At 57.4% G+C, this 24,770-nt stretch carries 19 protein-coding genes; 10 read left to right on the forward strand and 9 right to left on the reverse strand.

Annotated features, from left to right (window positions below; translation table 11 throughout):
• Positions 1-6: 6 nt before the first annotated feature.
• From BGIM_RS0108055 to BGIM_RS0108090, 8 genes are all read left to right on the forward strand, one after another.
• Positions 7-942 carry an ABC transporter ATP-binding protein gene (locus BGIM_RS0108055; RefSeq protein WP_020469278.1) on the forward strand — a complete coding sequence of 312 codons (936 nt, stop codon included), beginning with the start codon at positions 7-9 and terminating at the stop codon, positions 940-942.
• Positions 943-945: 3 nt separating this feature from the next.
• Entirely contained in the window at positions 946-1,881 is a 936-nt protein-coding gene (locus tag BGIM_RS0108060; protein WP_020469279.1) for a hypothetical protein, read from the forward strand.
• Positions 1,882-1,896: 15 nt separating this feature from the next.
• Positions 1,897-2,889, forward strand: coding sequence for a UDP-glucose 4-epimerase GalE (galE, locus tag BGIM_RS0108065; RefSeq protein WP_020469280.1), 993 nt, complete (start codon positions 1,897-1,899; stop codon positions 2,887-2,889).
• A 91-nt stretch (positions 2,890-2,980) separates the two neighbouring features.
• On the forward strand, positions 2,981-3,280 hold the full coding sequence (locus tag BGIM_RS0108070; protein ID WP_020469281.1) for a hypothetical protein: 300 nt from the start codon (positions 2,981-2,983) through the stop codon (positions 3,278-3,280).
• A gap of 44 nt (positions 3,281-3,324) precedes the next feature.
• A complete protein-coding gene (locus BGIM_RS0108075) occupies positions 3,325-4,452 on the forward strand; it encodes a glutathionylspermidine synthase family protein (protein ID WP_020469282.1) in 1,128 nt (375 codons plus the stop codon).
• A 32-nt stretch (positions 4,453-4,484) separates the two neighbouring features.
• Positions 4,485-5,888, forward strand: a complete 1,404-nt coding sequence (locus BGIM_RS0108080; RefSeq protein WP_020469283.1) for a hypothetical protein — start codon at positions 4,485-4,487, stop codon at positions 5,886-5,888.
• Positions 5,889-6,077: 189 nt separating this feature from the next.
• The gene (locus tag BGIM_RS49280; RefSeq protein ID WP_020469284.1) at positions 6,078-7,736 is read left to right on the forward strand and encodes a sensor histidine kinase; all 1,659 of its coding nucleotides are present in this window, start codon (positions 6,078-6,080) and stop codon (positions 7,734-7,736) included.
• Positions 7,720-9,177 carry a sigma-54-dependent transcriptional regulator gene (locus tag BGIM_RS0108090; RefSeq protein ID WP_020469285.1) on the forward strand — a complete coding sequence of 486 codons (1,458 nt, stop codon included), beginning with the start codon at positions 7,720-7,722 and terminating at the stop codon, positions 9,175-9,177. The genes BGIM_RS49280 and BGIM_RS0108090 overlap by 17 nt, the downstream gene beginning before the upstream one ends.
• Positions 9,178-9,368: 191 nt before the next feature.
• Here the strand turns inward: BGIM_RS0108090 and BGIM_RS0108095 are convergent, their stop codons facing one another.
• From BGIM_RS0108095 to BGIM_RS0108105, 3 genes are all read right to left on the reverse strand, one after another.
• Positions 9,369-10,988: an NAD(P)/FAD-dependent oxidoreductase gene (locus tag BGIM_RS0108095; protein WP_020469286.1), complete on the reverse strand. Its 1,620-nt coding sequence runs from the start codon at positions 10,986-10,988 to the stop codon at positions 9,369-9,371.
• A 3-nt stretch (positions 10,989-10,991) separates the two neighbouring features.
• A complete protein-coding gene (locus BGIM_RS0108100; RefSeq protein ID WP_157368669.1) occupies positions 10,992-12,350 on the reverse strand; it encodes a hypothetical protein in 1,359 nt (452 codons plus the stop codon).
• 86 nt (positions 12,351-12,436) lie between these two features.
• The gene (locus BGIM_RS0108105; RefSeq protein ID WP_020469287.1) at positions 12,437-13,588 is read right to left on the reverse strand and encodes a DUF1574 family protein; all 1,152 of its coding nucleotides are present in this window, start codon (positions 13,586-13,588) and stop codon (positions 12,437-12,439) included.
• 29 nt (positions 13,589-13,617) lie between these two features.
• On the opposite strand from BGIM_RS0108105, the gene BGIM_RS0108110 reads away from it, so the two are divergent.
• Both BGIM_RS0108110 and BGIM_RS0108115 read left to right on the forward strand, forming a co-directional pair.
• Positions 13,618-15,816, forward strand: a complete 2,199-nt coding sequence (locus BGIM_RS0108110; protein WP_020469288.1) for a DUF1549 and DUF1553 domain-containing protein — start codon at positions 13,618-13,620, stop codon at positions 15,814-15,816.
• A gap of 22 nt (positions 15,817-15,838) precedes the next feature.
• Positions 15,839-17,188 carry a DUF1501 domain-containing protein gene (locus tag BGIM_RS0108115; RefSeq protein WP_020469289.1) on the forward strand — a complete coding sequence of 450 codons (1,350 nt, stop codon included), beginning with the start codon at positions 15,839-15,841 and terminating at the stop codon, positions 17,186-17,188.
• On the opposite strand, the gene BGIM_RS49285 is transcribed toward BGIM_RS0108115, so the two are convergent.
• From BGIM_RS49285 to BGIM_RS0108145, 6 genes are all read right to left on the reverse strand, one after another.
• Positions 17,178-18,053: a glycosyltransferase family 2 protein gene (locus BGIM_RS49285; RefSeq protein WP_020469290.1), complete on the reverse strand. Its 876-nt coding sequence runs from the start codon at positions 18,051-18,053 to the stop codon at positions 17,178-17,180. The two genes, BGIM_RS0108115 and BGIM_RS49285, sit on opposite strands and share 11 nt — an antisense overlap.
• Positions 18,050-19,420 carry a phenylacetate--CoA ligase family protein gene (locus BGIM_RS0108125; protein ID WP_020469291.1) on the reverse strand — a complete coding sequence of 457 codons (1,371 nt, stop codon included), beginning with the start codon at positions 19,418-19,420 and terminating at the stop codon, positions 18,050-18,052. The genes BGIM_RS49285 and BGIM_RS0108125 overlap by 4 nt, the downstream gene beginning before the upstream one ends.
• Positions 19,421-19,499: 79 nt before the next feature.
• On the reverse strand, positions 19,500-21,347 hold the full coding sequence (locus tag BGIM_RS0108130; RefSeq protein ID WP_020469292.1) for an Hsp70 family protein: 1,848 nt from the start codon (positions 21,345-21,347) through the stop codon (positions 19,500-19,502).
• 26 nt (positions 21,348-21,373) lie between these two features.
• Positions 21,374-22,087 carry a nucleotide exchange factor GrpE gene (locus tag BGIM_RS57130; protein WP_020469293.1) on the reverse strand — a complete coding sequence of 238 codons (714 nt, stop codon included), beginning with the start codon at positions 22,085-22,087 and terminating at the stop codon, positions 21,374-21,376.
• On the reverse strand, positions 22,084-22,383 hold the full coding sequence (locus BGIM_RS57135; RefSeq protein WP_020469294.1) for a J domain-containing protein: 300 nt from the start codon (positions 22,381-22,383) through the stop codon (positions 22,084-22,086). The genes BGIM_RS57130 and BGIM_RS57135 overlap by 4 nt, the downstream gene beginning before the upstream one ends.
• A 24-nt stretch (positions 22,384-22,407) precedes the next feature.
• The gene (locus BGIM_RS0108145; protein ID WP_020469295.1) at positions 22,408-24,693 is read right to left on the reverse strand and encodes a tetratricopeptide repeat protein; all 2,286 of its coding nucleotides are present in this window, start codon (positions 24,691-24,693) and stop codon (positions 22,408-22,410) included.
• Between the last annotated feature and the right edge of the window lie 77 nt (positions 24,694-24,770).

The following is a 24,770-nucleotide window of genomic DNA, read 5'->3' on the forward strand; positions in this document are numbered from 1 at the left end:
CCCGACATGATTGAAACGCGCGACCTCACGAAGAAATATGGCGACCTGTACGCCTTGGAGCGGCTGACACTTCGCCTCGAACCCGGCGACGTGTACGGCTTCATTGGTCCCAACGGCGCCGGCAAAACCACGACCATGCGGATCCTCGCCACCCTGCTCAACCCCAGTTGGGGCGAGGCCAGCGTGTGCGGCTATTCGATCTACACCGGCTCAAAGGACATCCGTCGTTGCATAGGCTACATGCCGGACTTTTTCGGCGTGTACGACGACATGAAAGTCGTCGAATACTTGGAGTTTTTCGCGGCCGCCTATCGCATCAAAGGCCAGGAGCGGAAGCGAAAATGCGAACAGGTGTTGGAACTGGTTGATCTCGGGTATAAGCGGGATGCGCTGGTGACATCGCTGTCCCGCGGGATGACGCAACGGCTCGGTCTGGCCCGAGTGTTGTTGCACGAACCGCAGGTGTTGCTTTTGGACGAACCGGCGAGCGGCCTCGACCCCCGCGCCCGGATTGAAATGCGGGAGTTGCTCAAAGAACTCCGCAACATGAAGAAAACCATTCTTGTTTCCAGCCACATTCTGCCGGAACTCGCCGATATCTGTAACAAGATCGGCATCATCGAACGGGGCAAACTCCTCTTCAACGGTGATGTTGAAACGGCCATCGCCCAAGTCCGGCAAAAGCACATTTATCTTGTTTCCGTCGGTGTTGATCGGAACGAGGAAGCGGCCAAATTGCTTTCTAATCAACCCGAGATTGAAACAGTCAATGTGCTCGATGACGGGAAAACCATCAAAGTCGCCCTGCGACAAGATGCCGAGGATGGCAGTTTCCTGCCGGAACGACTCATCCAATCGGGCTACAAATTGAGGATGTTCAAGGAAGAAGAGATCGACCTCGAAGACGTGTTCATGGGCATCACCAAGGGCATTACGAACTGAGATATGCAGTCCACCCTCACCTGCCGATCATGCGGAACCGTGTTGGGAATTCCCAAGAGCGGGGTTCCCGCCACGGGTCTTGAATGCAATTGGTGCGGGGTGGTCAATCAACCGGAAGTTCCCAAGCCCGCCGTCGCGAAGACAACAGCCCCGACGACGGCGAAACCGTCAACCGCCTCTTCGACAAAGACCGCGAAACCCAAGGCTCCGCCTCGCAAGTGGGCCGACGACGATGAAGACGACGGGCTTCCCTACGACATCCCCGCCGACGAAATCACCACCAAACCCTGCGAGGCATGCCAGAAGGAAATCGGCCTTGATGCTGTGGTCTGCATTCATTGCGGGCACGATCACCGTAATAAAGAGAAGGCCGAGCGGGTTTATTCCCCCATCGACAAAACATGGGAACAGGGCTGGCCGTTCGCCCGGCGAATGACAGTGTTTCTGATCTGTCAGGTCTTGAACGTGATGACGATGGGGGTGGGGATTTTTGCCGTCGATCAGGTAGCGGCCGCGACAACGGCCACACTCGTCTATGTTTTCTTGCAGGCGTTTATCCTCGGCACTTATCCCCGCCTCCGGATTCGCCGGAACAAAAAAGGCCAAGCCGAGATCACCAACACTTGGCGGGTTTGCTTTATTCCCATCGGGACAAGGAAAGTTGACTGGAGATCCCACGAGGGAGTGAGCTACGGAGTCTACGACGGGGCGGGCGTTCTCGATTGGTGCATGTTTGTTCTAATGCTGGAGTTCTTGATTATTCCGGGCATCATTTGGTGGTGGTATGTCATCCGGTCGGATCGGTTTTTCACAGCCCTCACCCTTCAGAACGGAGCGTTGGAGACATATCTTTACCGGGGACTGCGGGAAGATCAGGCGAAAGAAATAACCCAAACCATCACGGACGCCACAGGGCTGAAGTTGAACACGCCTCTTTAGAGACACGAAAGCATCATGCGAATTTTGGTGACCGGCGGGGCGGGATACATCGGCAGCCACGCCATGCGAGCGTTAACGGCCGCCGGTCATGAAGCCTGGACTTATGATAATCTCTCCTACGGCCATCCGAAGGCCGTGAAGGAAGACCGCCTTGTCATCGGTGATCTGCTCGACAAGGACCGGCTTGACGGCACGTTTGTTCAAAATCAAATCGAAGCGGTTCTGCATTTCGCGGCCTTCGCCTTTGTCGGGGAGTCGGTCACCAATCCGGGGATTTACTATCGGAACAACGTCGCCGGTTCGCTATCCCTCTTCGAGGTGATGCGCCGACACGATGTCCGGAAGATTGTGTTTTCCAGCACTTGCGCCACTTATGGGATTCCCGATCAAATCCCGATCACGGAACAGACGCCCCAACGGCCGATTAACCCGTATGGCCACACCAAACTCATGATCGAACAGGCCCTGCGCGATTATTCGCGGGCCTATGGCTGGGGATGCGTGGCCCTGCGATATTTCAACGCCTCCGGGGCCGCCGCCGACGGGAGCATTGGCGAAGATCACACCCCCGAAACGCATTTGATTCCGCTATTGATTGCGGCGGCCCTTGGTCGCCGGGGACCGGTGAAAATATTCGGAACCGATTACCCGACTCCCGATGGCACCTGTGTGCGTGATTACATCCATGTTGATGATCTCGCCTCGGCCCACTTGAAAGCGTTGGAAACGCTGACACCCAATTCCTTCACGGCGATCAACCTTGGCATCGGCAAGGGATTCAGCGTCCGGGAAGTCATCCGGGCGGTCGAACAGGTTGGCGGCCGACCCGTTCCGGTGGAATTCTCCGACCGGCGCGAGGGCGACCCCCCTGCCCTGATCGCTGATTCCCGGCTGGCTCGTGAGAAATTAGGCTGGGAGCCGGAGAAAACCCGTTTGGAAGACATCGTCGCCAGCGCTTGGAACTGGCATCGCCAGCATCCGGACGGTTTCCGCACGTCGAGGCAATGACGACGGGAAAGAAATTTCCTTTCCAATGGCGAACCTTGCCGTTTTGTGATACTCTTTATCTCAACCATCCAATCTGGATCAGAGCGTAAACATGGCCCGGATGACTCGCGAATTGTCCTTGGTGTTGGTCGGCTCGAGTATTCTCACGGCCGGATATTTCCTGTATCCCGAAGACGATCTTGAAGCCAAGCAAAAAGAGCAAGTGGCCCAACAGGTCGCCGGGAACCATCACACCACCGGCACCCACCGGTCCGGGTTCATCTGGATTCACACCGGAGCCTTCCGGGGCGGGTATTCCAACGGGTCAGTCGGGTCGCGTCCGGTGGCGATGGGCGGCAACGTCTCCCGAGGAGGCTTCGGCTCCATTGGCCGGGGTTCCGTCGGCGGCTGAGGTTTTCATTTCCCTTCTCTCCATCCCGAAACTCCGGGCGTCTCATGCACCGCCTCGTCATGGATCCCCGACCCGGCTGGCAAAAACGGGTCGAGGAAGTCGGCTTGCACTTCCACACACTCCGGGGCGAGCCGTATTGGGATGAAACCGCGTCTTATCAGTTGTCCTCCTTCGAGGTCGATCAACTCGAACTGGCCGCTAACACGCTCCATGAGATGTGCCTGAATCTTGTTCAGGAAGTCATCGATCAACGGATGTTCGGCATCTTCATGATCCCCAAGGAAGCGGAGGAATATGTCATCCGTTCTTGGGAAGAACAGGAGCCGAGCATCTACGGCCGATTCGATCTCGCCTACGACGGTGTCAGCCCGCCGAAACTGCTTGAATACAACGCGGACACGCCGACTGCCCTGTTGGAAGCCTCCATCGTGCAGTGGAAGTGGCTCAAGGATGTGGACGAGCGAGGCGATCAGTTCAACAGTATCCACGAACGCCTGATCGAAGCTTGGCAGGCCCTTAAAGATTACGACGCGGGGCCAATTCATTTCGCAGCCCTCTCGGGAATTCCCGAAGATTACATCACCGTTGAGTATTTGCGGGACACCGCGATCCAAGCAGGTTTCGAGACCGATTATCTCGATGTCGAGGACATCGGCTGGGACAAAGCCCAGAAACAGTTTGTGGACCGGGCCGGGAAACCCATCCACCGATTGTTCAAGCTCTACCCGTGGGAATGGTTGCTTCGCGAGGAATTCGCCGACCATGTGCGAACCTCCCCCACGAAATGGGTCGAACCCGCGTGGAAAGCCATCTTGAGTTGCAAGTCGATCCTTCCCCTGCTCTACGAACGCTACCCGGACAGCCCGTTTTTGCTGCCCGCTTCGTTCCGCGAATTGCAGGGGAATTACGTTCGCAAGCCGGTGCATGGCCGCGAGGGAGCGAACATCAGCGTCATCATGAACGGCCAGACCCGTCAGGTGACGGATGGAATTTACAGTGACAGCCCGAGCGTCTATCAAGCCCTCGCCCCGATGAAGGCTTACGACGGCCGCTATCCCGTGTGCGGGGTCTGGGTTGTCAATGGCGTCGCCTGCGGTCTCGGCATCCGCGAGGATGAAACCATCATCACTCAAAACACCAGTCGATTTGTGCCGCATCAGATGGTCGATTGACTCGAACGCCATGTAACTGACGGAATACCGCGATGACACAACACTTCACCACGGACCAACTCGACGCTGACACACTTCGCTACTTGCAAATCGTCGCCGCCGCCGATGGCAAGCGAATGCCCGGCATTTACAACGGCCAAACGAATCTTTGGCCCGTTGGCGGGTTGATTATCGGGATTGCCATCCTTGTCGCGACGTTCTTTCTGACGTTTCCGCCAACCGAAGAACCGACCAAGGAAGCCTGTCTTCAAACAGCCGGGGCTCTGCTGGGCGGCTGGATGATTACGGCCGCCTTTCGCGTGTGGATGGCCTCGGCCTCCGGAAAACGGCTGGGGGATTTTGTCTATGCGGATTCGCTGAGCCTCTACGAGGTCTCTGGAAACTCGGTGACCGTCACCAGTTTGACGGACATCGAAGAGGCGAAGGTCACCCAAAACTTCAGCGAGGGGGCCTACCAAAACAGCGCCGTGAGTGTGAAATTGGTTTCCGGTCGCAAATTCTTCACCCTCTATTCGGAATTGACCGGCAAACGGATGGCCATCTATCTGAATTCGCTCGCGTATATGCGGGCGGGCGGCGAGGACGGCACGGACGAACAACTCAAGGCGCTCAACCCGACAGAAATGGCGGCAGTCGCCAAGCATATCTCATCCACCGGCAACTTCCCCAGAACCTTGGCCGACGTTGATGAGGTGGATCACATCGAAGTGCCCGTCCCGAGATCTGGCGGGTCCGGGATGAGCGGCGGGTTCATCTGGTATCTGATGATCATCGGGGTCGGCGCGGTGATGTTCTTCGGCTTCCAGACGTTCAACAAATTGATGCGGGAAGACACGATTTACGACCGAATCATGCAACTTTCCCCCAAGGATCAACCCCCCGCCCTCCGGCTTTACCTGGCCCGTCCGGAATTCAACAAGCATCGGGCAGAAGCCGAAGCGAAACTGCTGACGGCTTACACCAACGCCTCGACACGAATGATCCAAGGCAAGAACCCGGACTTTCAGGAGTCGATGCGGATTCTGGTGATGTCGCTGGCCACGAGGCCACAGCCAGTGATTTCATTGGTGATCGAGGAGGAAAACGCCGCCGGTGATCCGCAGGCAAAGGACCGGATGAAAAAGACCCGGGATCAACTGGCCGACAAATGGGGAAGCACGATCGGGGACGAGTTGGTGATCTTCGCCGAACCGGATGACCCGGCGGTCAAAGGGATGATCCAAATCGCCTATCGCTTTCAAAACGGCGGATTGGCTTACTCGGTTACCTTCCGCAAAGGGCCGGACGACGAGCCATTCAAAAAACTTGACGGAGTCTACAAGGCGACTCTTGATCCGAATGCTTTCGACATCCCCGGTTTCGTCGACCACCTCCTTGGGGAAAGTTGCGGAATCACGGTGCAACGCGTCCAGATCCCGTTGGATGAGGATTTTTAAGGCGATGGCAAACTAGAAAATCGCTTGATTGCCATTTGGTAAGAATGACATGTTCGTGTAAAAACTGCTCTCGAATTGTAAAGAATCTTCTGGTACTCTTCTCTTCGACGACACGGGAATGTCTCCGCCAAGGACGGTGGAACTCTCGGATGTCCGTTTGGCTCTCAAACCCGAACAGGGAGGTTCGCGGTGGCACGTCGCTGGCGACTCCGCAACAAACTGTTGCTCGGCCTTGGCCTGGTGGTCGGGTGCGTGGCAGCCCTGATCGCAGGGGCGGCGTATGGCCTTTCGTCCTACATGGGGACGATGAAGACCACGGATAGCAAGCTCGCCGAATTGCTTAAACTCGACGAACTCAAGCCCGTGGCCTCGGCCATCATCACCCAACCGGCCGGAGCTTTCCGCGAGCCCAACACCGTCGCCATTGGCGAGGCGGGCACCGGGGAGATTCGTCGGGCCAAACAACAACTCGAACTATCCCGCAAACTGTTTTCCCAATACAAGACGGTCTTTGAAGACACTGTTCGCCGTGGCCGCGATCCCGATCCTTATCAGGACACGCAACTGGTGAGCCTGATCGAGCGGACCTTCATCGATCTCGAATCAGCCATCGACCAATTTGCCGGCCCCACTACGGTTGCCGTCAGCAAACCTCTAGCTGCTGACGAACATGTGGGCAAGAAACACAGTGCTCTTTTGAAGGCCGTTGACGATCTTCGCAACGAAGTGGCCAAGGATATGTACGACCGGATCGGCCAGGCCCGCGTGGATTACCGCCGTTCGGTGACCATCGTGAGCATCGCCACCGGGGTCGCGTTTCTTCTGATGGTTTCGCTGGTCAGCCTCATTTCAGGCTGGATCTTCAAGCCCATCCGCGATTTGCAAGAAGGCGTTCGCCGGGTGACAGAGGGAAATTTCGGCGAGCCGATCATCGTGGAATCCGGAGACGAACTCGAAGACCTAGCGGCCGCGTTCAACGGCATGATGATGCGGGTCCGGGATGTTTACAGGGAACTCGAATCGCAAGTGGATGAACGCAGCAAGCAACTGGTTCTTTCGGAGCGCATGGTGAGCGTCGGCTTCCTCGCCGCCGGGGTGGCCCATGAGATTAATAATCCGTTGGCTAGCATCGCCTTTTGCAGTGAAGCCTTGGAAAGCCGCTTGAAGGATTATCTGAGCCGGAATCCGCAAGAAACCGAGGTCATCAGCAAATATTTAAAGATGATCCAACAGGAAGCCTTCCGTTGCAAGGGCATCACCGGGCGGTTGCTGGAGTTTAGCCGGGTGGGCGAACGCCGCCGGGAACCCACCGATATTTCCGAGCTTGTGCAAAGTGTGCTGGCCATCGCCCAGCACCTGCAAAGCTGCCGTGGCAAACGGATCATCTTCCAACCCTACAGCACGGTGGTTGCGGGGGTTTGCGGAGAAGACATCAAGTCGGTTGTGTTGAATCTTGTGGTAAATGCGCTGGAAAGCATGGAAGAGGGGGGCGTTTTGACGATCACCCTCAAGGGAATCGGGTCCGACACGGAACTGATGTTCACAGACACCGGATGCGGAATGACCGCCGAAACGCTGAACAACATCTTCGAGCCGTTTTACACGCGAAGTCGGACTGGCAAGGGAACAGGATTGGGGTTATTCATCAGCCACCACATCGTGTCGCAGCATGGGGGGGAAATCCATGCGGCCAGCACGGGTCCGGGCCAGGGGACGACCTTCACGGTTCGTTTCCCCATCAACCCGGCGGTCGGGCAGGAGCAGCATCGCTCGCCGAACATCCTGCCGTTCGGTAATGCCCGCAAGGGTGGGTCCATCACGGAGGAAGGTCTTGGCCACGCCGCCTAATTCACTTCGCGTCCTCTTTGTGGACGACGAAGTTTCGCTTCAAGAACTCATGCGGGCTGAACTGCCCCGGTTGGGGCATGAGGTCACTGTTTGCCAGGACGGTCGCTCGGCCATCAAGGCTCTGGAAAAGGGGACGTTCGACGCCGCCATTCTGGACCTGAAGATGCCGGACATGACCGGCATCCAAGTGCTGGAACGGCTCAAGCAATTGTCGCCGGACACCGAAGCCGTGATGATGACCGGCTATTCCAGCAAGGAAACCGCCGTCGAGGCGATGCGGCTTGGGGCTTTCGATTACATCGAAAAGCCTTGCAAGCTCGTCGAGATCGAGGGCATCCTCATCAAGGTGGCCGAGAAGCGAAAGCTCAAGCACAAGAACATCGCCCTGCAAACCCGCGTGCAGGCGGCCGAGGGACCGAACCGCCTGATGGGCGAAAGCCCGGCGATGCAAGGCGTTCATCGGCTCATCGCCATGACCGCCCCGACGGACGCCACCGTGCTGATCCAAGGGGAAACCGGCACGGGCAAAGATGTCGTCGCTCGGACGCTCTATCAAATGAGCAAACGAGTCGACATGCCGTTCGTCCCGGTCAATTGCGGATCGTTGTCACCCACGTTGGCCGAGAGTCAACTGTTCGGACACCGTCGCGGTGCTTTCACTGGCGCCGACCGCGATCACAAGGGTTTCTTCGAGGTGGCCAACGGCGGCACTCTGTTCCTCGACGAACTGGGCGAGCTGGACAAGAACATCCAAGTGAAGTTGCTGCGGTTCTTGGAATCCGGCGAACTTTACCGCGTCGGCGACACGGAGCCGCTTCGCACCGAAGTCCGCGTGATTTGCGCGACGAACCGCGATCTTCGGAAAATGATTTCGGAAGACGATTTCCGCGAAGACTTGCTCTATCGCCTCAATACGTTCGAGATCCAATTGCCCCCGCTCCGCGAGCGATTGCAGGATTTGCCGATGCTGGCGTTGCACTTGCTCGCCCGCTCGGCCAAGCGAACCATCGAGCAAGTGGACGGCCTGATTACGCCGGAAGCTTTCCAAGCGATGTTTGAATACCACTGGCCGGGCAACGTGCGGGAACTGGCCAACGCGATGGAATACGCCTACATCGTCGCCGGCGGCGGTTCGATCACTGCGGCCCACCTGCCACAAGTCGTGCGAACCAAGTCCGCCGGCCGCCCGGCCACGGTTCCCATGATGCAATCGAACGCCGTGGCCAGCCAAGCCCCGACGATCCTGCCAATGACTCAACCTGCATCATCCGGCGGCCCGAATGTTCGCACGCTCCATGACATCGAAATGGAGCATATCCTGCGAACCTTGGAGAAGAACGGCGGCAACAAGCCGACCACCGCCAAGGAACTCGGCATCAGTTTGAAGACGCTTTATAACAAGCTGAATCGCTGGGAAGATGACCGCCGGGCGGCGGGATAACTCAAGCGACGGACAGCGGTTGGATCGACGAAATAAAGAACCCTGTGAAGCCGCGACTCGGAGGCTTTGCGGAGAGGAGCGAGTTTCGAGACGGTCACTTATGTCGGCGAGTTTTGGCCTTCGGTGACAGTCTTGAGACTCGCTCCTCTCCGCAAAGCCTCCGAGTCGCGGCTTCACAGTTTTTTCGCTGCTTACTTGCGCAACGATGCATACCTAGCGACAATCGCCTTTGCCGTCCGCAATCCATCCACCGCCGCACTGACAATCCCGCCCGCGTACCCTGCCCCTTCGCCGGCCGGGTAAATCCCCGTCAATCCGGGCGTCTCGCGGGTTTCGTCGTCACGGGGAATTCGTACGGGAGAACTGCCCCGTGATTCCGGGCCGACCAGCACGGCATCACGCATGAACTTGCCACGCCACATGCCGTCCATTCTTGGCAGCCCTGATTGCAGGGCTTTCCAAATGTAAGGGGGCAATACTTCGGCGAGATCGATGGCCATCTTCTCGCGGGGATAGCTTGAAGCGGGCACGCTTGGCGAAGCGGTCCAGTTCATGAAGTCCGTTGCTCGTTGAACCGGACAGGCATAACTGCCCCGGCCAAGTTCAAAGGCTTTGCGTTCGTACTGCTCCTGGATTCGCATCCCGGCCAGCGGATCGTTGGAACCGAACTCGCTCAAGGGAAGCGTGACCACCAAGCCGCTATTCGCATACGGCGAATCCCGTTTGGACAGGCTCATGCCGTTGGTGGCGAAGTACCCTTCTTGGGAAACGCTGGGAATGACATATCCCCCGGCGCACATGCAGAAAGTAAACACGTCGGCCGAACCGCCATGAGCCACCAGCGAATAGTCCGCGTTGCCGAGCGTTTCTTCATAGGGTCGGAAACCATACTGCACCCGGTTCACCAATTCTTGCGGATGCTCGACCCGCACACCGATCTGGAACGGCTTTTGTACGACGGGCACGCCGCGCCGAAGCAGCATCTCGTACATGTCGCGGGCACTATGCCCGGTGGCGATCACCGCCAGTTCGGCCGGGATTTCTCCACCGGAAGTGACGACAGCCTTCAACCGGCCTTCCTGAAACACCAAGTCTTCGACGCGAGTTTTAAATCGCACTTCGCCGCCGAGGCTTTCAATCCGTTGCCGAATGGCTTTCACCACGGCCGGCAAACGGTTGCTGCCAAGGTGCGGCCGATGGAAATACATGATCGACGGTTTGCCCGGTTGCTGGCCCTTGCAGTCGGCGAAGAGTTTCAGCACCCGCATCACATCCGGGCCGGTGTTGCGGCAGGTCAATTTGCCGTCGCTAAACGTCCCGGCGCCACCTTCGCCGAAGAGGTAATTGCTCTCCGGGTGAAAGGCCCCGCCATCGTCGAAGGTTTTCACATCGCGGATGCGCTCATGCACCGGCGAACCGCGTTCCAACACTAGCGGTTGATAACCCATCTCCGCGAGGAAATACCCGGCGACCAAACCGGCCGGACCGCTGCCGATCACTACCGGACGATGAGTAAGCGCGACCGATCCGGGAGTCGGCATCTCAAACGGCGGTTCGTCAAACGCTTCGATCTTCGCGGCGGCATAGGCGGCCCGTTTCAACACCCGCGATTGGGCGTCTTCCGGCAGACGAACCTCGGCATTGTAAACGAAACGCAGGTCGCGCTTGTCCCGGACATCCAGGCTTTTGCGGAGGATTCGCCAATCGTGGAGATCACCCGGAGGAATGCCGAGCGTGCGGGAGATGAGATCCGGCAGGGCGTTCTCGCCGACATCGACGGACAAACGCAAATTCGAGACGCGGAGAGCCATGATTTACTGGATTTGTGTCTTTTTGAAGGTGACGCCAATCACCGTTGTGGCGGAGAATTCGCCTTCCTTGCCTGTTGAATCATCCTTGAATTTGACGAGGCCCCGGCGAAGTTGAACCCGCCAGAGCAACGTTTGATCGACGGGAACCCGTTCCAAGTTTCGCACCGCTTCCTGCCTGGGGGCAACCGTGATGAAGATCGTGCTTTCTTCGCCGGGTTTCAAGGGTTTCTCGTTGGCCTCTTGTCCTTGAATAAATTCCTTCTTGGTGTTCCCGGTCTCCGGCCACGGAAAGGGGCCGTAATACATTTCGTTGTTGATCTGGAGGGCAGTCAGCGGCCCCACCCGCTCATCCCCGCCGCTGGGCAATTTACGGACGAACGCCGGATCGGTCGGGTAAAACGTCACGTCAGATGATTTGTTCTTTACCTTCAAACTAAGGACAAGCGTTTTGGGGCCAACCGGCCGAACACGGTCGTCGCCAGCGTTAAAAACTTCCACGGCCGTGATGAGTTCTTTTTTGATTTCCAACGGCGTGACGGCCAAATCACCCACAACAAGTTCGTCTCCGAGTTTCACTTTCAGGTCGTTCGGCACCTCGGATTTGGCGTTGGGCATCCATTTGAGCGAGGTCTGCTTGCGGTTGGCTTTTTCGTACTCGCCAAAGACATCAGGAATCGCCTTGAACGGATGCTCAGGTTCGGACGACTTCACGAAGTTGAGATACCCAAACACACCGGCGGCAATGGTCATCAACAAGCCATAGGCAAGAAGGATGATGGCGAAGGCGTTGCTCCCCTTCCCCTCATCGGCGGTCGGCGGCCGTTGAGTGCGGCGAGGTTCCCGTTCCGACCGAGTTTGCGGCGGCGGCGCCAAGTCATCTGGTGGCGGCGAATCCACCGTTTCGGTGTCACCCACATAATTGTCGGGCGGCGGCATGGCCACGGTCGCCCCGTTGGGGTCGTATGTCGGTTGGGGTTGAGGGGCCGCGTACACCGGAGCCGGGGCCGAATACACCGGGGCCGGGACCGACATCGGAGATGGTGTCTGAGTCTCGGGGGGCTGGGCCGGAATCGGCGGCGGGGGCATCGTCGGCTTGGGCGGTTCGGAACCGAAGACATCTTCGTCGTGAACTTCACCGAAGATGCTTTCCGGCGCTTCGGTTTCCTTCGGCGGCAGATTAAATTGCGGTAAGTTGGCGGGAGCCGGAGCAGGCGCCGTGGGAGTTGGTTCCGGCGGTTTCACCGGCGCCCGGACCAACGCCGGGGTGGACATTGGCTCGCCGGGGGCCGTCGGCGCCTGCACAACAGCCTTGCAGTGCGGACAACGAACATTGCGGCCGAGGAGATTCATCCCCACGGCCATGAGGTTCCCGCAATGCGGGCAATTGAAGTTGACGGTTTGCATACGCTTCGCGGGAGTATGTTGTGCGGATAGTGTATGACACCCCGTCAGCGTGGCATCTTGTCACAGGGCTTCCGTCTCAAGGGATCAAGATGCGGTCGAAGCTGTTCCGCGAAGAGTTTCCCGCCCGAAGGCAAAAGATGGTGCTGATCGTAGAAGGCCGAATCGGGCATCCAGTCCCGCGCGTCGAGGATTTCCACATCGAATTCGGCTTCCAGTTTGGCCATGAATTCATTGATGGCTTTGGCCATCTCCGGGGACATCATGACGCGAAACTCGCTCCCCTCTGGAGTGAGCAGGATTTTCACCGTCGCCCCGCTCTGGCGAACTTTGCGAAGGAGTTGTTTCAGCCGTTCGGCCGGATCATGGGCCAGCGAGAAATCGGGATAAAACGGGTCGTATTGTTTGTGGGCCAATCCCCGCATGTCATCCCGTTTCTCAGGGGGCACATCCAACGCCCGGCCGCCGAACAGATCAAGTTTGCCTTGCAGCGGATCTTTGGCGGTGCCGGTGTTTAACGCCCCCAATCCGATGGCTTCGCAAAGATCCGGGCCATGTCGGCCGGCCGGGAACAACCGGGCGATGGCCATTCTCCGCAACGCACCTGTGGAACGATTGCCATAGCCCACCAGTGTGCGGGCTTCCTGCACACTGAGGCGGGAGGCGTCCAGGTACGAATGATCCAGTGTCCGGCTCGAAGTGTCATTGTAAAACGGGTGCATAAACTCGACGAACACGACATCTGGCCGAACGCCAGACGCTTGCAAGCGATCCCAATACACGTCCATCATGAACGGCCCGGCGCCAGGCATGCCGAAGTTGAACACGATCCGGCCCGGCTCGGTGATTTGCTTCGCATCGACTCCCAAGGCAACCCGCGAACTGCCGAGGAATAAGATCAAACGGGCGTCCGGATCTTCGGTCGTTCTGGCCCGCAAAGCGTCGGCGACTTGTTGATATTCCGGATCGCGGATATCCGGCCGGAATTGGTCAATCATCACGGCCAGACTGATATTGATGCCGACAAGCGTGAGCAACGCCCAGCCCACCATCCGACGGAACCGGCGAGCGCGACCTTTGCGGGATTTGGGGAAAATCTTCACCCCCGCGAGGATATCCGCAACCGGCGATTTTGGGCAAGCCGAGTTTTGTGCTTCCCCGGCGGCCAATTCCGGGCGATAATCATTCTCACCCTCCATTGTCGATCCCTCCGGTTGTTTCCCACGCCATGCGATTTCTCTCCTTATGTTGCGTCGGCATTTCGGCCATCGTGTGCCGGGCCGAGGTTCCTTCCTTCCGCAACGATGTGATGCCAATTCTCGCGAGGGGCGGATGCAACCAAGGGGCCTGCCACGGCAATTTGAACGGCAAAGGCGGATTCCGGCTTTCCCTTCGTGGTGAAAACCCGGCCTTGGATCACCTCACCCTCACCCGCGAAATGATGGGGCGGCGGCTCGATGTCAACCGCCCGGAGCAAAGTCTGCTTCTTCGCAAAGCCGCCGGGTTGGTTCCCCACGAAGGGGGACCGCGATTCGGCCCCGCCAGCGACGAGTATCAAACTTTGTTGAAATGGATTGAAATGGGAGCGGCGGATGATCCTCAATTCGCCACTCTGAAACAATTGCTCGTCGAACCCCGCGAGAAAATTCTGATTGCCCCCGCCGGTAATTTCGCTATTCGCGTTCGCGGTGTCTACTCGGATGGTTCCACCCGCGATCTCTCCAACCGGGCCGTCTTCGAGCCAAACACCCTTGGCTTGGTGAATGTGTCCCCGGTGGGTGTCGTGAACAAGTTACGCGACGGCGAATCGACTATCCTTGTGCGGTATCAGAATCGGCAACTTCCAGTCAGCGTTGCCTTCATTCCCACCCGAGCGGAATTCCATCCAGAGCCGACGAAGCCCCGGCATCCGGTGGATGTTCATGTCTTCGAGCAACTGAACTCCCTCCGATTGACGGCCTCGCCAATGTCAAGCGACTCGGTGTTCATCCGCCGGGCGTTTCTGGACACTTTGGGCCAAATCCCCGAGCCGGACGAAGTGCGGCGATTTCTGTCGGATGAAAATCCCGACAAGCGAAAGATCCTGATTGACCGGTTGGTCAGCCGACCGGAGTTTGCGGATTACTGGTCCCAAAAGTGGGCCGATCTGTTGCGGACGGAAGAGAAGGCCCTCGACCGCAAAGGTGTGCGGGTGTTTCATCAATGGATTCGGGATGCCATCGCCCGCGACATGCCGCTCAATCAATTTGCTGCCGAGATTGTGACGGCCCGTGGCAGCACTTATCAAAATCCCGCGGCCAATTTTTACCGCTCCTTGCGGGAGCCATACGCCCGGTCGGAGTCCATCGCCCAAGTGTTTCTCGGGATTCGGCTGCAATGCGCGAAGTGCCACAATCATCCGTTCGATGCGTGGACTCAAGACGATTACCACGAATTCGCCGCCACTTTCGGCCAGGTTGATTACCGCATCAACGGCAACAATCGCAAAGACAAATTCGACCAGCACGAGTTCGACGGCGAGCAAATCGTTTTCATGAACCGCGATCTGGCGCTAAAACATCCCCGCACCGGCAAGGCGATGGCTCCGCGTCTGCTTGGCGAAACATCCCCATTGAAGCCAGGGGCAGACTCGCTTGATCGATTCGCCGACTGGCTGGCCGACCAGCAAAACCCGTATTTTGCCCGCGCCCAAGTCAATCGGGTTTGGTATCACCTGTTCGGCCGGGGACTGGTCGAGCCGAACGACGATCTGCGGCTTTCCAACCCGCCGGTGAACGCCCCGCTGCTTGACGAACTGGAGATGCAATTCCGCGAAGGGGGATTCAAGCTCAAGCCCCTCGTCCGGCTCATCATGAATTCTCGCACTTACCAACAATCGGCCATCCCCGGCCCAACCAATGACGGAGACGAAACGCATTTTTCACGGGCCATTGTCCAACCACTGGAAGCCGAGCAACTGTTTGATGCCGTTTGCCAGATGTTGAATCAACGCCCGAAGTTCGACGGATATCCCAAGGGGACCAAGGCGATGCAAATGGCCGCCATGCCTCAAGATCGCCGCAGTCGCCGTGCCCAACAATCGGAGCGATTCCTCAAAACCTTCGGCAAACCCGAACGATTGCTGACATGCGAATGCGAGCGTTCCGACGACACGGGATTGATGCAAGCCTTCCAGATGCTCACGGGGGAATTGCTTCACGAGATGCTCGGTGAAGAAGACAACCGCCTTGGCCGGTTGATCTCGCAGGATAAGACCGACCGCGAGATTATCGACCACTTTTATCTGGCAAGCGTCTCCCGGTATCCTTCCCCGATTGAGCGAAAGAAACTGGAAGAATACGTGGCCAAACTCGGTGATCGCCGGAAGGCCCTTGAAGACATCATCTGGGGTCTGGTCAATTCAAAAGAGTTCTTGCTGAGACATTGAAAGCATCGGACAGGGGAATCAGATGAGCGGATTTCAATTGGATCGGCGAGCGGCCATTCGGGTCGGCGGGGCCGGTTTGCTCGGGCTTTCACTGCCGGAATTGTTGGCGGCGTCGAGCCACCCGAAGGCCTGCGCCAAATCCGTGATCTTCCTTCACCAATTCGGCGGACCGGGACAGCACGAAACCTTCGACATGAAGCCGAACGCCCCGGCCGAGGTGCGTGGCAGTTTTAAGCCGATTCAGACGAACGTGCCGGGACTGCAAGTGTGCGAGATGCTTCCCCGAGTGGCAGAGGTGGCGAAGCATCTCACGGTGATCCGGTGCGCCCAGCACACGATGAAAAATCACAACTCGGCCGCTTATTACAGCCTGACGGGAATGGCCCCGCCGAGCGACGATCAACGCCTGCGCGATTCGCTGGATCTTTTCCCAGCATATGGTTCCATCGTGGACAAATTCGCCCCGGCCTCGCGTGCAATTCCAACATTCGTCAGCTTCCCGCATGTGATCCGCGATGGTTCGATTTCTCCGGGCCAGCACGCCAGTTTTCTGGGCAAGGGACACAACCCGTTCTTCTTCGCGCAAGACCCGAACAAGGCGGATTTTCGCCTGCCGGAATTGTCACTCCCGGCATCCGTCAGCCCGGATCGGATGGAACACCGCACGGAAGTGCTGAGGATCATCGACGAGCAGGCCGACCGGATGGATCAATCAATCGTCGCCAGAGGATTGGGAGAATCGTACCACAAGGCTGTGAACATGCTCACGTCGCCCGATTTCAAGAAAGCGTTCGATCTCTCGAAGGAAACCCGCGAAACCCGTGACCGATACGGCCGGACGACTTACGGCCAAAGTTGCCTGCTCGCCCGCCGGTTGGTGGAAGTCGGCGCGAAGTTCATCAATGTCTATTTTTCAGAAATCATTGGTGGCGACAAAGGGGGCTGGGATGTCCACGGATTCGACAATCACCCGCAAGACCCGATCCTCAAAAATCACTTGTTGCCGATCACCAATCAGACGCTTCCGACATTGATTTCCGATCTCGACGAACGGGGATTGTTGAAAGACACTCTGGTGCTGTGGATGGGAGAGTTTGGGCGAACGCCCCGGATCAACAAGCTAGCCGGGCGGGATCATTGGCCGCAATGCTATTCGCTGGTGATGGCCGGCGGCGGCGTCAAAGGCGGGTTTATTTACGGGGCCTCCGACAAAATCGGGGCATATCCCACGATGGGCCAGGCGCGGCCGGAAGACATTTCCGCGACGCTGTTTCACATGATGGGAATCAACCCGGAATCGGAAATCCGCGACCGGCTAAACCGGCCAATGCCTGTGTCGCGCGGCGAGGTGATTCGGGACATTATCGCTTGAGCAACGCACCGGCGGCCGACTTGAAAGATCGGAGCCAATGGCCGTCGTGCGTGGCGGCCTTCAAATACCATTTTGCGGCCTCCATCCGGCTTCGCTTTTTTGTCGCATAACCCATGCTTCGGCACGTCGAACCCCAAGCTTCGGCAACAGATTCCGGGTCCGGCATCACTGGCAAATCACGGCGACTCAAAACCCGGCGCAACAGGTGAAAGACCGTCTCCGTTCGCTCCGCCATGCGGCTGGATAGGTTGCCGTGGCCGGTGCGGTAACTCACCATCGGCTCGTCAACATAATCAAAGCGGTGGTACGGGGCGATTCGCAACCAGAGATCATAATCGACGGCCAAAGACAACGACGGATCAAACAACCCGACATGATCGAAGACATTTCGGCGAACGACGGCCGAAGAGAAACAAACCGGATTGGTGCGGAGAAACACGTTGAACAATTCGCCGCGATGCAAATCGGAACGCTGGCTGGAAAGCGGCTTTCCATTGGGATCAATCAACGTTCGTCGAGCATAAACCACGCCCACACCGGGATCGGCGAACAATGGCAATTGCCGCTCAAGCTTGGTCGGTTCCCACAAGTCATCGGCATCCAAAAACGCGATCAACTCTCCCTTTGAAAGTTCGATCCCCAAATTTCTTGCCCGGCATACGCCGAGACCGTTCAAAGGAACATATTTCACGCGGGGATTTGACAGGTAGGGACGAATCATCAATAAAGTGTTATCCGTGGACCCGTCGTCGATCACGATGATCTCATCCGGCAAGCGAGTTTGGGCCAGCGCGGAATCGAGGGCCGACGGCAGATATCGGCCGTAATTCTTCGCCGCGATGACGACGCTCACGGAAGGCATCATTGGCCCATCGCCCGAATATGTTCGACGGCCACCGGGGATATACAGAAGCGATATTTGCCGCTCGGTTCTTGCGGAATGCGGTCCACCAATTCGATGTCGGCCCGCATCTCGGGGCCGAAGAATTCCCGTGAAAGAATGGCTACCCGTTCGCGGGAGGAGACATCAAACCGTTCATCGGGGACAATGCGCAGGCGAATACCCGACCGCGACTCCTGAACCAATTGCACTTGCGTGGCTCCGCGAATTTCTGTCGCATAATGATCCGTCAGGGAAATGCCGGAGATCAGCCGGCCATCGGGAGCCAGCACATAATCGGCCTCCCGGCCAGTCACGCTTTTCAACATCGGCAACCCGCGGCCGCAGGCGCAATTTCCTGATTTTGGCACGGCCACATCCCCAATTTGGTAACGGATCAGCGGCATCGCCCGGTTGAGCAAATCGGTCATCACCAACCGGCCACCACCGGGTTCCGTCGAGAGTGTCGCATCGGGAATCACCTCGGCGAACACGGAATCGGCGTTTAAGTGCAACCCGTCGTGTTCGCCGCATTCGCTGGCGATGAGGCTGAGTTCTTCGCAGCCATAACGATTCGTGACGGGTGTGCCGAAAGCTTCCTCAATGGCCGTCCGTTGCCAGTTGTGCAGCAGCATGGCGGTGGAGATCACCCCATCCGGATGAATCCGGCCAAGAAAATGCTTGCGAACGAAAACGGAAAACAGATACAGCGAATGGGCATGTCCGAAAATCAAACCGGGTGGCCGATGAATCAACGTCTCGGCGAATTCCTTCATCCGTTCGGCTGTCATGTCCAGTGTGTTGAGGTAGCTTTCGCGGTCGAGAATCGCTCGCCGCAGCCGGGCTTTCCAAGAGCCACGATCCGCTGCCGCATGACCCCAAAGCCGGGCGACCCGTGTGCCTCGCCGCCAGCCGGACCATTGATCCGACCGCAAGGTGCAGGCTCGTTTCCAATCCATCGCTTCACGGTCAACGGCGATGGTCAACGGCACGCCGGTGGAACCTGAAGTGGTTTTGCGAAATACCTCTTGGTCGGCATAGGCGAATGACCGAATCTCGGCGGCATGAGCCCGGAGATCCTGCTTGGTGAGAATGGGGAATTGGCCCAAGTCTTCAAGTTGCCGCACATCCTCCGGATGCACGCCCGCCGCCTGCCAGCGATTGCGATAGAAAGGAACGGTTTCCCAAGCGTGAAAGAGCATTTCCCGAAGCGATTCTAGCTGCCGGGCGGCGATCACTTTGGGGGTATCAAACTGTCGTTGTTCAAGAATCCGCAATCGGCGTGGAAGGTGATTGCCCGCCTTCCATGAGAAGAATGGCTGGGCGATGTGTCGGTTTAACAAGGCCAGCATCGGCCACCCCCTTGGATTCCATTCCGGGTGATGGGGAAGTGTACCAAAGAGCCGACGAATCGCACAATCCCTGTTCGTGTCAGGCGTCTTCCAGATAAAAAAGTACGTCCGCCAGGGCGTTGGAAGCCTGTTCAAGTTTCGGCCAGTTGCGGTCTTCCATCGATACCCGGACATTTTGCATCAGCCGGTCAAGTTCGGCCTGATCTTCCGAGGTGGCCTTGGTCCGGAGACGGTCGGCTTTCTCCAACAACGCGCGAGCTTGCACGGCCTCCCGCTGGCCTTCGCGGGGTCCGACATCCATCATCGGCATCGGCCGGGCGGCCTCGTTTGGCTCGTATTCCAATCCTTCATCATCATCGCTCTCATCGCCGATTTCGTCGCTGTCTTCCCCAAGATCGTCCTGAAATCGATCACGCCAGAGCTCGTCGAGTTGGTTGGCTGATTCGGCCCGTTCCTCGCTGTCCATCGTCTCCAAGGCATTGTCGATCACGATTTGCTTTGAAAGACCGGTGGCTTTTTCACGGGCCGACACCTTTAACACGCCGTCAAGCGTAAGATCCAGTTGCACGACAATCTGGTTGCCGGCCGGGAATTTCCCAAGTCCTTCGATCAAGAACATGCCGACACGGTGATTCTGCCGGAGGTTTTCGCTCTCCCCCTGATAGACATCGATTTCCACGCGGGGCTGATGATCGGTCACCGTGCGGAAGACTTCACTGCGGGAAACCGGCAAGGGCGTGCCGCGACGAACAATCGGCGTGAAGATCAAGCGTTCACCGTACATCGAAGAACTTGGATCAAGTGTCTTGATGCCCAGCGAATGCGGGGTGATGTCCACCAGCACGGCCCCAACCGTGGAACCGGCGATCATGGCCGCCTGGACCGCCGCCCCCATTGCCACACAGAGATCCGGGTTGATATCCCGGCGAGGAGGGCGACCAAGCAGATTTTCGAGAATGATCCCAATCACCGGTGTGCGGGTGCTACCGCCGACCAGAACGACCCGGTCAATTTGGCTGGCCGAAAGTTTGGAGTCGTTCAGTGCCTTTTGCACGGAATCCATCGTGCGATCAATCAACGGCTGAATGAGTTTCTCAAAATCACCCCGGCTCACTTCCATCGACAGGTGCAACGGCACGCCGTCTTTTTCGGCAATGAATTCTTCCTCCACTTTCGTGAAGGCAAAATCAGACAGTTGCTTCTTGGCGTTTTCACACGCCCTCAGAAGCCGGGCGCGAGTGGAACGATCTGTACGCAGGTCGATTTGATGTTCGGTCATGAACTGACCGGCCACATGGTTCAGCAAGAGTTCGTCGAAATCATCACCGCCAAGTTGGGTATCCCCGTGGCTGGCCAGCACTTCGACGATGCCTTGTTCCCAATGGACGATGGACACGTCAAACGTGCCGCCACCCAAATCATAGACGAGAACATGCAGACCGGCGGTTTGTTGCGGATCATAAACGAGGGCGGCGGCCGTCGGCTCGTTGAGGATGCGCTTGACTTCCAGTCCGGCGAGACTGCCCGCCTCAATGGTAGCCTGTCGTTGCGTGTCGTTAAAGTAAGCCGGGACGGTGATGACCGCCTTGTTCACTGAGTGACCGAGGGCTTTCTCCGCGCGTTCCTTTAACGCCTTGAGAATCATCGCGGAGATTTCCGGCGGCCGATATTCCCGGTCGCCGAGTTTGATTTTCTCATCCTTGCCCATCAACCGTTTGATGGATTTGATCGTCCGTTCGGGAAAAAGCGGATATTGGTTGCGGGCCGGTTTGCCGACCAAAAGTTTTCCCTGATCGGACAGGCCGACCACGGACGGCAAAATCGGATCGCCATCCTCGCCCGTCAAGACGACGGGGATGCCGTTCTGAACAACCGCCACTTCGCTGTTGGTGGTTCCAAGATCGATGCCGATGATGACGTCCGACATGGCGAACTCTTTCTCAAGAAGCTTGTTCAGCGGGCCACTTTGACCTGTGCAAAACGGAAGATTTTGCCGTTCCAACGATACCCGCGACGAATTTCTGCGACGACCGTTCCCGAAGGTTTATCGCTTTTCGCGTCAACTTCGATGGCTTCCATCACCTCCGGATCGAATGGCTGATCAAGCGCCGGGATGATTTCCAAACCGTGTTGCGTCAACAAGCGATCAATGCGTGACATGCTCATTTTGTAGCCCGTCATCAACGCATCCAGTGTGGCTTTGATCGGGTCTTCCCCGTTGGCGGAAGGCATGGCCGATTCAGGGACCGACTTTGCCCCAAAGAGCTTGCCCCATAATCCGGAACGTTCGACGGGGGCTGGGGCTGAAGGCGTCGAAGCCGATGAATCACGACGTTTTTCAACACCTTGGCTTGCCAGAGACAGTTGATCGTAAACGTCAACAATCACTTTGATAAACGGACGTGCCGTTTCGCTGGCCGAATCATCTTTGACCGGAGTGGGAGCGGGCTTTTCTTGAAGGAGTTTCAGCATCTCCGCTGATTGTTCGAGGGCCGCACGGGCGGACTTTGTTTGCAGGTTTACCTCATGACGCATGGCCGCAAACCCGCTGACCAAGGCGGCGAAATCGACCGTCGGCTCGGGAAAGTCGGTTTCCTCCAGATCGTTCCATTCCGCGAACCACTTCCGAAAATCGTCAAGGGCGTTTTCCAACTGATCGGGATTCATTGGTTCGCTTTCTGATGAGCCTCGGCCAGTTTGGCCAGCGAGTATCTTTGCCGGGGGAGGCGGGAAAACACCTCCTTCATCACATCATCCACGGTGTCGGTTCTCCCCTCCGAAAACAGCCGATGGTCGATGCGGTTCTGCAGCGTCTTGACCATGTCGTAGGCCGCCCGGATCGCGTTGAATTTTTCCGCGTGATGTTCCGGCGGAAACTGGCGAACCAATTCCAAGTAGCGAGAACGAATGATTTCGTCCGTGTCCTCGAACTTTACGCCCAAGATGTCGTATGGACCGGTCATCGTTGTTTCCCTCGTTCGGAAGGCTTAGAAAAACTTGTAGTACCCGCCGCCGACCTGCTCATCCATCAACGCCTGCAAGTCGGGCGTCTCGGCCAACCGCTTCTCCCAAAACTTCCGAAGGAGGGTGTAATCAATGGAGGACTTTTCCTCCATCAAATCGTGAGCACGGACATATGGCATTTGTGCCTGTCGATTGATGACGGGCGGGTTCTTCGGCCCCTGAATCGCCTCGGCTTGGAAAAACCAAAAGTACGCATTCTTCGGATATTGGCGAGTGCCAATGCGGGCGATTTCCTTCAACGTTTTGGCCCATCGGGCGCCAAGCACGATGATCCCGAAAATTTGAAGATCAGACTCCGTCGGCTTGTTGGCGGTCGCCGCGATCACGGCCGCTTGAAGCAGTTTTTCATGACTGGCCAGACCACGATAAGGCACGGGGTCAAGTTGATACTGAGAGATCGATTTGATGAGGAGTTCAAATTCTCTCATGGACGGCGGCTTGGCCAAGATTGCCTTGAATTCCGCGAGAAAACCATCGAGTTCCTTCTTGGGGAGCTTTACCCGGTTGCCTTCGGCCAGCAACAAATACACCCCCGGCACACGATTCTGTTCCTTGGTCAGATCGGTCTTGATGGCTTCCCAAACCTCTTTGTTTTTCTCCTTGGCCGCCATCACGCCGCGCAGAGCAAGAATCGAAGGATTGAATATTTCAACACTATCATCATTGTTCGGCCGAACCTCATCCAGACAACGGCGGGCTTGGTCGTAGTCTCCCTTGCTCGCACAACTTCTGGCAAGGGTCAGCCCCATGATGGCCCCGCGCATCCGAAGCCGTTTGTCCAACGGGTTCAAGGCGATGCTTTTCCGCAGGCAGGCGATGGATTTCTCAAAATCTCCACTGTCCAGATAATAAGCTTCCAACCGCCGAAGAGCTTCCATGTCTTCGCCGAATTTTTTCTCCAAGAGATCGACAATTGCCTTCGCATCCGCCTCGCGTTCGTTCTCCATCAAGAAGTCGAACAATTCCAGCACAGGTTCCTTGTCATCTGGCATCAACTCCATTGCCGACCGCAACGCCGGTTCCGGGGAGGGGGCTCCCTTTGGCTTCGGGGGAACGCCCCGGCCAAACATGCTAAACAAATCGTCCGGAAATTCCGGGAGTGTTTTCAAGTCGATGGCCAGCCGGGCGATCCGCAATTGCAGGGTTCCCCGGATGCGGTTGATGTGAGTCACCGGGAAAAATTGGGGATTTCGCAAAATCCAGCGTTCATATTCGCTCCATTCTTCATGGGCCATGTCGAGTTCGTGCAAACGCTCGGCCACCAACCCGCGCAGCCGATGAAACTTCGGATCCAGTTCTGGTTTGCCAAACGCCTGTTCATACAAGCCCAATTCCGGCGGCTGCCCGTGCAAATAGATGGACCAATAAACCACTGATCCAAGCGTGTTCAACGCCCGCTTGGAGAGCATCCGCAACTCTCCGGTAATCTCCTTTGCTGCCCGAAACAGCGGCTCCCGATTTCTTTCCTGCCCCACAAGCGTGCGAATCTTGGCAAGATTGCCCATCAACGGCCCGAGTAGAATCGCCGTTTGCTTTTCCTGGCTGGCCAGTTCGATTCCCGAGAGCTGGGTGGAGACAACCGGCTCGACAAACGACCGCAACGGGGCGACCAGTTTGGCGGGCAGCCGATCCGGCTTGAGGCGGCTCCAGTTTTCGGCGACTTTCGTGTCTTCCTTAGCCGCCCAGGCGATCAACCCCCGCAGCATCAGCTTCCATTCCATGAGCGGCGAAGCCATGCCGATGGCGTTCAGCTTTTCGCGGGCAAGCTCCGCGTTTCCGGCTTCATGGGCGGCGAACGCCTCGCGGAGAGCCGCTATTTCCGCAAGTTGCGCGGGGTTCAACAGGCTCGCTGAGGATGATTTGGGATCGATCACCGCCCGGTCGGTCGCCCGGAGTTGAATGGTTTTCAACAAATCGGCATCGTTCACCCGTTGGGCGAGTTCAAATGCTTTCTGTTCTTCGCCAATCTTCAACCAGCCTTCGCCGAGTTTACGATTTTGCTCGGGGGTCAGGCCGATGTCAGCCGCGATTTTTTGGAGCAATTGCCGGACAAGCGGTTTCAGTTCCTGATTCTGGACCGCTTCCAAAACCTTGAAAAAGTGACCACGCAAGGTTTCCGATGGCATTTCAGCCGGTGTGAGTTCAGCCAGTTTGAACACGGTGTCAACGGCTTCCTTCATCCGGTTTTTGGAGAGGGCTTTTTCCAACTTGAACACCAAACCGCTCGTAACGATACTTTTCTTCGCCACCCTCCGCCTCCCGACAAGCCCTGATTGGCTTCTATCATATTCTCATCGGAGCCTTGTCCCAGAGTCCCGCCAACGAG

Source organism: Zavarzinella formosa DSM 19928, from assembly GCF_000255705.1.
Classification (GTDB): Bacteria; Planctomycetota; Planctomycetia; order Gemmatales; family Gemmataceae; genus Zavarzinella; species Zavarzinella formosa.